Origin of the sequence: Paraburkholderia guartelaensis, assembly GCF_004353905.1 — a bacterium.
Taxonomy (GTDB): Bacteria; Pseudomonadota; Gammaproteobacteria; order Burkholderiales; family Burkholderiaceae; genus Paraburkholderia; species Paraburkholderia guartelaensis.
Map to the genome: position 1 here is coordinate 23,210 of NZ_SMOD01000062.1, position 10,218 is coordinate 33,427.

The window sequence follows — 10,218 nt, forward strand, 5'->3', positions numbered from 1 at the left end:
ACGCGTAAATGCGAAATCGCGTGCGATCCGGGGGCGCTGTGCAGATGCCGCTTGTGGTTGACCTGCCGTTAATTAAGGGCGACCGGGTGCAACTCCAGCAGGTGATGCTGAATCTTGTTCGGACGGGTAGAAGTGAAGGCCGGCACGTTCGACGCCTTCCGGGTCACCATGCGCGGACTCTCCACCGAGCAGGGAGACACGCTCCATCGATGGACATGGAATGCGACCTTCTGGTATGCACCCGAAGTCAAACGTGTTGTGAAATCCGATGCGGTCTTCTACGCGCGCTACCAGGGCGAGCACCACGAAAAGTTCGAACTGTCCGAGTATTCGCTTGCACACTGATGCGCGGGCAGAGTTTCCGCGAGTCCCCATAAGCACTCAGTTCTGCACAGACCGGCCACACCGTACGGCCTTCTCCGACGCCTGCCTTACGCGCCGGAGGATAGCGATGAGTCGGGCATCGCGCTTCCGACCAACTGGCGCGGGCTGATTTCTAGCCTATTGCAGACTTATGAATGAATGACTTCGAATGCCGGCAAAGGCCGCGTCAGGCACTAAGCTGCGCAATCCGTAAAGTCACCTCGGCTGCCCCTAACCAACTCCGCAAAGCTTTTGCCGTTGCGCGAGAGGCCGAGGGCGAGGAACCGAACCGGCAATTGCTCGACGACGCGCTGCTCCTGTTGGCAGAGCATTTGCCTAACTCGGCTGTCAGGCAAGACAGAGACGATACGTTCACCCCAATGACGGGACCATTCCCCGATACCGAAAAGGGAGGAGAAATCCGGTCTCCGCCTGGGCCTGATGGGTTGCCTTAGTTTCACCACCGCCGCGGCGACCGCGAAAGCTTTCGCGCTTGAGATCGGCAATCACACCACTCTATTACATTGCTAGTAATTGCCCGGAGAAGCCGCCGCAAATAATCTTCCCATGTCGGTGCCTCAAAGCATACACCGGCGGCTGGTCTTTTATGGCGGGCGCAGCGATTCAACAATCATTGGAGTTATCATGGGTAATGAGAAAATCGTTCATGCGGCCGCCAGTGCGGCCTCAACGGCACCTTCCGAGGATGTCATCACCTTCCGGCGAACCGCGCCGCCGGAATGGCTCCTGGCCTTGTGGAAAGAGATCGACGACAAGACATTCGGCGAAGGCTTCAATTGCTTCCGTGAAGATGCGATCTGGAATCTCGGGGTCGGGGACTGGCATGGCCGCGAGGCGATCATCAAAAATGTGCGCGCCTTCATTGATACCGGCTTCACAGCGCTTCACGTAGTTGATGAGTATTGGGACGGCGGCGCGCTCAAGGTGTTCCGCGGTAGCGTCACCATGACGCCCGACGACGGGAGCAAGCCGGTCGTGCGGCCGGTCATGACGCACTTCTTATACATGGATGAAGCCGACCATACGAAGGTGCGCCATTGGTACGGGTCCGTCGACCCGCTATCGTTCACAGCCGGCCCGGCATCGCTCACCTGATCGAGCAGAGCCGGCGCGACGCCGGGCTTGATGATGAATCAGGCCGGCGTCGCATTTCGGGGGAGCCCACTGCGTTCAGGCGCGGCGGACAAGCGAAATACACGGCGCTGGTGGCTGCGAGTTATCGAATTTTCTGAACTGCGGGCGGCACCCATTGCTTGTTGAGTACCATCGGCTTGGGGTCATACAAGCGCAATATCAACTTGAACGAACCGGAAGGCGCTGGCAGCCAGTTGTTCGCCTTTTCCCCAACTGGCTGCTCGTGCTGAATCCAGAGATCAAGCGAACCGTCCTGATTGAAATGCAGATGGTCCCGATCTCCGATTGCATAGCGATTGATCGGGTTATCAACAAAGAAGCCTCTTTCGTCATAGAGCGTAAGCGACCAGAACGCGCTTGCCGGTGGTATCTGATCGCGCCTGAAATGCAGCACGTAGCGGTCCCCGCCACGGAGCAAGTCGCCGCCCGAATCGACTACGGTTACGGGATACACCGCGTCCTGCGCGACATTGGCACCATACCCAACGAGGCTCACCACGGCACGCAGCGCGTAATGCGTACCATAACGGCCGACATTCAGCGGAACTAGCCAGCCGTTTTCGATGCTTAGCATCGCCTTGTCGATCGCATCATTCGCCCACTTGAATAGTGTGCGCTGCAATCCGTTGGTATCAGTAGGTCCTTGTGTGCCCGGCGAGCGGGCTTCAAAGAGACCTCGAACGAACCAGACGGCGTCCTCAAGGCCGTGACGCGTTGCGGCATCGAGCCGGTCCCACGCAAACGCGTTGCCGGGTTCGACTCCAAGGCGTTGGAGCATTCTCAACATCGGGCCGTCCGCGGCGTCAGGCGGATTGTCAGCCATTGATTTCGCCAGCAGCGAGAAGAACTGGTCGGCATCCAGACGTGCAACCTGGGTGACGACCGGCGTCGCGATATCGACGCTGGATGTTGCAGATGCCGGGCGCGGGCCAACGGGTGACTGGTTCAGAAACGTCGACAGCGGAGTCAGTCTGTATTGCCCCTGCAGCGCATGAACTGCGGCAAAATCGGCGGCATTCCGTGTGTATGTCCTTCCGACAATAGCCACGGTGTTTGTTGGCGCTTTAATCTGAATCACTCCGTCGGGTACCCGCCCAGTCCAGTGTGGCCCGGTGATGAGGTAGTTTCGCGGGTTGCCCCCATACAAACGTGTGCCCAGAGACGCAAACGAATTCGTCCAGGCGTCCATGACCTCCACGAGCACCCATCGCCCATGCATGTCGGGCATGCTGAGCACCATGGCCTCGTCCTTGAGGTCCAGCCACGCGAGGCTGTACAGCGTATCGGCGTTAGGTGCCACCACGTCAATCGATGTGGGGTCGGGAAATTCCCTCGAGTGCCCGAACTGATTCAGCGGCGCCGATCCAAGCCTGCGGCGCACCACCGAAGTGGTCGAAAGGGCAGGGGCCGTCATGACCCGTTTCGTCATTTCGGTCGTGACCAACGGATAGCCATATAGATAGGCCTGAACGCCACGCTCAAAAGCGAGCAGATACGGGAGCTTGACGAGAAGCGTTACCGCAAGAACGACCGCTAGAAGAACGCCAGCCGAGATCGCGCGAGGAACGCGGGAGATCGTTTCCTGATTATGCATTTGCTCAAGCTCCAAGCGCGAAAAGTCCAATCGTGCAGGCCAGGCCGCCGATCCACGTAATCGAGCGCAACGTCGCCTTGTCGGCGAGATAGAAGATGAAATACGCGAGGCGCAGGCCGATAAATGCATACGCGAGTTGATCGACGCGCACCTGTGGTGCGTGGAGGTATTGAGCCACCAGGACTGCTGCGGCAAACGCGGGGAAGGCTTCAAAGGAATTCAGCTGAAACCAGTGCGCGCGCCTGGTCCAGCCTTCAAGCCCATCCAGCCACTCGCGAACCCGATGATTGGCGCGCGCCGGCATTTGGCCACCGATTTTTGCAGCCACGGTTCCGGCTAGCGGCAAAAGCGCAGCAACCAGGACGCACCACAATGCATTAGTCATGCTTATTAACCTCAAAAAAATTGTTTCGATTGCGCTGGCCGGTTTCAGGGGGCTCGGTAACGTCCACTTCCTGGTGGCGCATGCCGGATCAAACCCAGATCTTCCTGGACTCAGCCAGCATGGCTTTCATGAGCAGGGTGCGGGAGATGCGGCGCAGGTTGTAAACCAGACGGGCAATCGGCCCGACGAGTACGATGCTTTTCTCCGCCTGGACGGCGTCGACAATGGATTCCGCCACCACGCGAGGATGCGCGCCCTTGCCTTGATAGAACGCCGCGAGTCGCTCCAACTGGGCATCGGTCACGTTCTTTCCCACACTGGCTGTGCCAGGACGTGCGATCGGCGTATTGATGATGCCAGGGAAAATCACGGAAACGCCGACCTCGGAGCCAGACAGTTCCATCGCGAGACTTTCGCTAAGACCGACGACGGCATGCTTGGAAGCAGCGTACGCAGCCATCTGGTAGGCCGGCGCCAGTCCCGCGACCGACGCCACGTTAACGAGACGGCGTGGACCGCCGGCCTCGATCATCCGCGGCAGAAAAGCGCTGCAGCCGTGCACCACGCCCATCACGTTGATGTCGAGGATACGGCGCCACGCATGCATTGGCGTCTCAAGAAATGCGCCGAGAAACGCGATGCCGGCGTTGTTGACCAGCACATCGAGTGCGCCGACGGCCTCGTGCACGGCGTCGGCCAGTTCTCCCATTGCCTGAGCATCGGAAACATCGGCCTTCCAGGTCAAACATTTCACACCGTGCTCACGAACCACATGTGAGGTAGTGTCGAGTGCTGTTGCATTGATGTCGACCAGGATCAGGTTTGCCCCCCGACGCGCGAACGCGAGCGCGGTTTCGTAGCCGATCCCAGACGAAGCGCCAGTCACGAGAACCTGCTTGCCCTTGAGACTTGAAACTGCCATGTTGTTTCTCCGTTTTCCCATCAGACTCAGCCGACCACGAGAAAGTCGCTCGACTCCTCCAGGAAGACCTGTGCCGCCGACTGGCTCGACTCGTGCCACCAGCCGCGCTGCGTGCCGAGCCTGCAGTGCGGCGTGTCGTTGTCGAGCCACCACGCGCCGTCTTCCGTAATGACGAGAATCTCTTCCCACTTGGTGCCGATGCTCTGATCGCGCAGCGAAATGTGCGGCTCGATGGCCCAGAGTCCGGCAAACGGACGATGGTTTGACTCGCGGCGGTCGTTCCAGAGCGGCGAATGGACAATGCCGGGTGTGACCTTCGATGCCCACTGGCGGGTCATTAGCGAGAGGTAGGTTGGCAAGCCGAATCCGAGCCACCGAACCCTGTTGAGCGGATTGCTCATGTGGCGACCGACACGGTGGCCGAGCACGCGGTGGGGATAGCGCTTGTGCTGGTTCACGTACCCCGCATCTGCAATCATGTCGTCGACTTCCCGATAGATCGCCCGAAAGGTTCTGCCCGCACGAACGCCTGCGAGGATCTCGTCGCGCGCTCGCAGTAGCAACCGGTTCATGTCGTCGAGCGTCGCCTGCATGCTCGGGTTGCGTCCGTGTACGAAGCAGTAGCCGATATCGGCGGAATAGCCGTTGACGATCGGTGCGATGTCCAGTATCCCCGTCATGCCGTCCTCGAGAATGCGATCCGATGGCAGGAATTTGTGGTCAGCCCAGAATCCCTTGAATGCGGCGCGGTCGCCGAACCAGGCGAACGGATCGTGAAACAGATCGCTTACGCCTTTCTCCTTCAACCACGTTTTCATGATCGAGCAGGCATTGCGTTCAGTCATGCCGGTGCGCAGGCTGGCCGCCGTGTATTCCACGCAGTCGTATGCCAGTTTCTGGACGTGTCGAAACTGTTTGAGGTCGGAGACGCGAATGGTTGAATATTGCATGTTGTTTCCTTCGAAAATGCTGCCGAACGTGCAGGCTCGCGCGTTCGACTTTCAGGCGCTACCGCGAGGTTCAGAACGTGTGCCGCATGCCGATGTTCGCGGCGACTGTCGACCTGCCTGCTGCCACGGGTTCGCCATACGTGATCATCTGCGTCATGTCCCCCCTGTTGTCCACATAGCCGACCTGCGCATAGAGCGTTGTCGATTTTGAGAGGCTGTAGTAGCCGCCGCCCGCGACTTCGGTGGACTTGTTGGTCGAGTTGTTCCGGTCTTTCAGGTAATACACGCCGCTCGTGAGTTCGAATGCTGGCGTGAACCGGTAGCCGAGACCAAACGAATAGAGGTCCAGGTTGGCCGCGTTCGAATTCGACGGGTTCTTGCCGTTGCTATACGAAGCGGACACCGAGAAGTCATGGATCGTGTACAGCGCCCCGATGTAGTACATGCGATTGTTGGCAAGACCTGTCGGCACCGTTGTTGGCCCGGGGTTCGTATCGTGGCCGTTGTAGTAGAAGGCTGCGAGGTTCAACCCGTAGTTCGAGTACTTGAGCACGGCAGACTCGCGCGAGCCGCCCTGGAACTGACCGGCCACGCCGCCTGGCGCGTACTCCAGTTGGGCGCTCGCACCGTGGAAGCCCGGCGACGTATAGACGATCGCGTTGCTTTCGTATAACGAACCAATTGGTCCGTTGGTGTTTGTGCCTTGCCAGCCAGCAGCCTGGTTCATGCCAAGCCACGCGGTCAGGATGCTGCCGAAGTAGTCGCCGCGACGCACGTCGGTTTCCGCCATCGCCCACGCCATCGGTGCGATTTGTCGCCCCAGTTTGACGGAGCCGAACGGACCAGAAAGTCCGATGCTCGACTCCATGTTGAAGATTGCGGTTGCGCCTGTCGTGTCGCCGAGGCCGAGCTTGCCATTGCTGCTGTTAAAGCTGCCTTGCAGGCGGAAGTTCGCGGAGTAGCCGCCGCCCAGGTCTTCGACGCCTTTCAAACCCCAGAAGCTGGAGTAGATGCCGCCGCTGTTGAGCGCATAGACCTTGCCGAGATTCGGCGCCTTTGGGTTGAACGATGCGGCAGACGTGCTCTGATACAAAAGGCCCGAATCGACCGCACCAAACAGCGTCACGGACGACTGGGCATGGACTGCTCCGGCGAATCCCAGAAGTGCAGCGATACCTGTCAACTTCGACTTCATTTCGTCTCCTCTACCTGTCTTTGCTTGATATGAAATACAAGTTTTGCTGTTCGCAACGACACCGAAGTGCGTAGACACGCCGCGCTAAGCAGTCAGGAGGTAGTCCCGAAACTGCTCGCGTAATTTGTTCTTGAGAACCTTCCCCGTGGCGCCGAGCGGGATTGCATCCATGAAAACGACTGCATCCGGCTTGCACCATCTCGCGACCTTGCCGTCGAAGAATGCGAGCAGCTCGTCAGCGGTTGCGGTGCTGCCGGGCTTCTTCACGACCAGCAGCAGCGGCCGCTCGTCCCATTTGTGGTGGCGCGCCGCGATGCACGCTGCACTCGCAACCTCCGGGTGCAGGCTTGCTACATGCTCGATTTCGATCGAGCTGATCCATTCGCCGCCGGATTTGATGACGTCCTTGGCACGATCGGTGATCTGCATGAAGCCGTCGGCGTCGATCCTTGCAATATCGCCCGTGGGAAACCAGCCGTCACGATTGGGACCGGCCTCAGCGCCGCGGAAATACATGTCGATAACCCATGGGCCGCGGACCATCAGTTCGCCGGTCGTGATGCCGTCCCATGGCATCTCCTCGCCGTCGGCGTCGACGATTTTCATGTCGACGCCGAATACCGCTCGGCCCTGCCTGGCCTGAACTGCCAGGCGTTCCTCTGGCGACATCGAAACCTGATGCGGCTTCAACGAGCCGACCGTACCTAGCGGGCTCAATTCGGTCATGCCCCACGCGTGGATCACATCGACACAATGGACCTCTTGAAGCTCGGCAATCATCGCGGGGGGGCATGCAGCGCCACCGATCACGGTTCGCCGCATTGAGGAGAAGCTGAGCTGCTGGTCGTTCACGTGAGCCAGAAGCCCCTGCCAGACAGTCGGCACGCCAGCAGACATCGTGACGCGCTCAGCCTCGATCAGTTCGTACAGCGCGTCCCCTTTCAGCCACGGGCCGGGAAAGACCAGCCTGGCTCCGATCATGCACGCCACGTAGGGCAGGCCCCAGGCGTTCACATGGAACATCGGCACGACGGGCAGGATGGTGTCCCATGCCGAGCAATTCAACGCGTCAGGCAGCGCGGCCGCAAAGGTGTGGAGCACGGTTGACCGATGGCTGTACAGCACGCCCTTCGGATTACCGGTCGTGCCGGAGGTGTAGCAGAGCGAGGAGGCTGCGTTTTCGTCGAACTGTGGCCATTCGAAGTGGTCGTCACTCGTGCCGATCAGGTCTTCGTAGCAGAGCACTGCCGCAGTCAATGCAATCGACGTTGGTACATGCGCGCGGTCAGTCATCGCCACGAATATGATCGGGCTCGCGAGCCGCGCGGCAATCGCCTCGACGATCGGAAGCAGGTCGATATCGAAGAACAGCACCCGATCTTCGGCATGTTCGATCATGTACACGAGCTGATCGAGATGCAGCCGTGGATTGAGCGTATGGAGCACGGCTCCTGATCCGGAGACCGCATAGTAAAGCTCCATATGCCGGTAGCCGTTCCATGCCAGCGTGCCGACTCGATCGCCGCGTAGGACGCCGAGTTCCGCGAGTGCGTTTGCCATCTGCCGTGCGCGCTGCGCGAAATCGCGGAAGCGGTATCGATGGACGTCTCCCTCGACACGCTTCGAAACGATCTCCTGCTCGCCGTGATGCCGCTCGGCATGCGTCAGCAGCGACGAGACGAGCAAGGGTTGCTGCATCATCAAGGCTTTCATCTGGAATATCCGCTTCGTGACTGTGAGCGTCATCTTCCGGACTCACAGGACGCTGGACGATATCCAGAATCGACAAAGACATGTCAGTTCGAGACATCTCAGGGATATCCCAGGTCTGAATTGCTGCTGTCGGCATAAAATATTGGCGACGGATCACTGCGTCCATGCCGCCGATCGAATGACGCCCGTCGCCGATGCGAGGTGGCGTTTGGTGTTGCACACGCCACCGCAGATGTAGGGGCACCACGGATCCCGTTGCCGTGGCGTTCATGAAATACTCATTTGCTAACCGAACGCGCTGATTTCTTGGTGTGGTTGCCTGACGGCAAAATGATTGCACCCAGTTGTCGAGTCGAAAAACTGCGGCCGCAATTTTTGATCTTCCACGTCTGCCCTGTGCGGGCGCATATTGCTGGTTGACATCCTTGATGAAGCGCCCGACGGGCATACCCGGCTGGAGGTGAAACAGCCATGACTACTGCATCGTTGCGGCGTGTTCCCACGCGTTACTTTGTCTTGCTGATGAATGCGCTGCGCGCACAGGGCGTGGACACGGTGGAGATCCTTTCCGCCGCCGGTATCGACGAAACCCGGTTCAACCACCGCGACGGTACGCTTGCCACTGCCGAAGTGGATACCCTTGTCCAGACGGCAAATCAGGTCACCGGTCGTGAAGATCTTGGCTTTGACCTCGGTCGCCTCATCAAGATGAATTCGCATGACCTGCTTGGGTATGGACTGTTGAGCTGCCACACGGCTCATCAGATCATGTGCATGGCGAGCCGGCATTACCACTTGATGACTGAAACGTTCACGTTGAACTATCAGCGTCGGCCTGGCGCCCCCGGAGAAGCAATCTATACGCCGACAATTGCGATGCCCGACGCGACTCTGCGCTTCTATCTGGAAGTGGTCGCCGTATCACATCAGAATCAGGTGCGGCTTATGCTCGGTGTCGACGCGCCCGCCTACGACGTCTACCTGTCCATGCCGGAGCCAGCACACGTCCTCCGTTATCGCACCCTGGCGCCTGCGCGCTTTCATTTCTCCGAGAATGCGTTGCCCGGCGTGCGGGTCGTGATGGGTGCCGATCTGCTGGACCACCCCTTGCCATTTGGCGACGCGGACGTCGTCAATCAAATCGATGAGCGTTGCAGCCTGCTGGGGTCACGGCCTCCAACGGGCCATTTTGGCTGGGGCGAATACGTCGAGATGGTGCTGCGCGCGGCCGAAGGCGAGCAGGTAACGTTGGAGGACCTTGCGCGCCGCCTCAACGTGTCCGCCCGAACGATTGACCGCCACCTCAGAGCGGAGAATCTGGCATTCCGCGAACTTTCCGACAAGGTACGGTTTGCGCGAGCCTGCGAGATGCTGTGTGAATCGGGTGCGACGATCAAGCAGGTCGCACTGAAGCTCGGCTTCAGCGATACCGCCAATTTCAGCCGGGCGTTTCGTCGCGTGGTCGGCGTCACGCCGACTGACTATGTCAGCAGCGGCACTCACTCGTTCCCGCCGCTCACGCAACGAGACTCGTCCTTCATGTCCTCGTGAACCGATCGACAAGACATTGACCTGGTATCCCGGCACATGTCGCTTGCTCGGATTAAAGCGAACGCTTGTGGCGCTTTCAGGAGTGACGGCTCCTGGCCGAGGCTGTGTAAAAACGCCGGTTCGAGCCGCGAGCATCGGAGCGAACGCGTTCACCCAGCGCTGAGATCGAACGACGGGGCTGATTGCACCGAGCCATTCGAAGCGTCGATGCGTGAGATCACGCGCCGGCCAGCTTCATGGCCCGCATTGCTTTCGCGAATCCCAGTATCCCGATGACGCGCTTGAGGTTGTACGCCAGTACATGCAAGTTCATTTCGGTGGCGACGTGACCAAGTCTTCGCATCAGGAAGTGCGTCGACCCCATCCAGTGCTTGAGCGTACCGAACACGT

General features: G+C 59.4%; 9 protein-coding genes and 1 pseudogene. 3 read left to right on the forward strand and 7 right to left on the reverse strand.

Translation table 11 applies throughout. The features are described 5' to 3' along the window. Nucleotides 1–114 precede the first annotated feature (114 nt). Nucleotides 115–345 carry a hypothetical protein gene (locus E1N52_RS39745; RefSeq protein ID WP_133190219.1) on the forward strand — a complete coding sequence of 77 codons (231 nt, stop codon included), beginning with the start codon at nucleotides 115–117 and terminating at the stop codon, nucleotides 343–345. Between the two features lie 663 nt (nucleotides 346–1,008). After that, entirely contained in the window at nucleotides 1,009–1,479 is a 471-nt protein-coding gene (locus E1N52_RS39750) for a nuclear transport factor 2 family protein (RefSeq protein WP_205965748.1), read from the forward strand. Between the two features lie 121 nt (nucleotides 1,480–1,600). On the opposite strand, the gene E1N52_RS39755 is transcribed toward E1N52_RS39750, so the two are convergent. The 6 genes from E1N52_RS39755 to E1N52_RS39780 form a co-directional block, all read right to left on the reverse strand. Further along, a complete protein-coding gene (locus E1N52_RS39755) occupies nucleotides 1,601–3,112 on the reverse strand; it encodes a DUF1254 domain-containing protein (protein WP_133190220.1) in 1,512 nt (503 codons plus the stop codon). A gap of 4 nt (nucleotides 3,113–3,116) precedes the next feature. Beyond that, complete coding sequence (locus tag E1N52_RS39760) at nucleotides 3,117–3,497, reverse strand: MAPEG family protein (RefSeq protein ID WP_133190221.1); 381 nt, start codon at nucleotides 3,495–3,497, stop codon at nucleotides 3,117–3,119. An 88-nt stretch (nucleotides 3,498–3,585) separates the two neighbouring features. Then, complete coding sequence (locus E1N52_RS39765; RefSeq protein WP_133190222.1) at nucleotides 3,586–4,419, reverse strand: SDR family NAD(P)-dependent oxidoreductase; 834 nt, start codon at nucleotides 4,417–4,419, stop codon at nucleotides 3,586–3,588. Nucleotides 4,420–4,445: 26 nt separating this feature from the next. Next, nucleotides 4,446–5,369: a M24 family metallopeptidase gene (locus E1N52_RS39770; RefSeq protein ID WP_133190223.1), complete on the reverse strand. Its 924-nt coding sequence runs from the start codon at nucleotides 5,367–5,369 to the stop codon at nucleotides 4,446–4,448. 70 nt (nucleotides 5,370–5,439) lie between these two features. Next, nucleotides 5,440–6,564 carry a porin gene (locus E1N52_RS39775; RefSeq protein WP_133190224.1) on the reverse strand — a complete coding sequence of 375 codons (1,125 nt, stop codon included), beginning with the start codon at nucleotides 6,562–6,564 and terminating at the stop codon, nucleotides 5,440–5,442. A gap of 84 nt (nucleotides 6,565–6,648) precedes the next feature. Then, complete coding sequence (locus tag E1N52_RS39780) at nucleotides 6,649–8,277, reverse strand: 3-(methylthio)propionyl-CoA ligase (protein ID WP_133190225.1); 1,629 nt, start codon at nucleotides 8,275–8,277, stop codon at nucleotides 6,649–6,651. 471 nt (nucleotides 8,278–8,748) lie between these two features. On the opposite strand from E1N52_RS39780, the gene E1N52_RS39785 reads away from it, so the two are divergent. Continuing rightward, nucleotides 8,749–9,828, forward strand: a complete 1,080-nt coding sequence (locus E1N52_RS39785) for a helix-turn-helix domain-containing protein (RefSeq protein WP_133190226.1) — start codon at nucleotides 8,749–8,751, stop codon at nucleotides 9,826–9,828. Nucleotides 9,829–10,045: 217 nt separating this feature from the next. On the opposite strand, the pseudogene E1N52_RS39790 reads toward E1N52_RS39785, so the two are convergent. Continuing rightward, a pseudogene (locus E1N52_RS39790) lies at nucleotides 10,046–10,218 on the reverse strand (IS5/IS1182 family transposase); the annotation flags it as partial.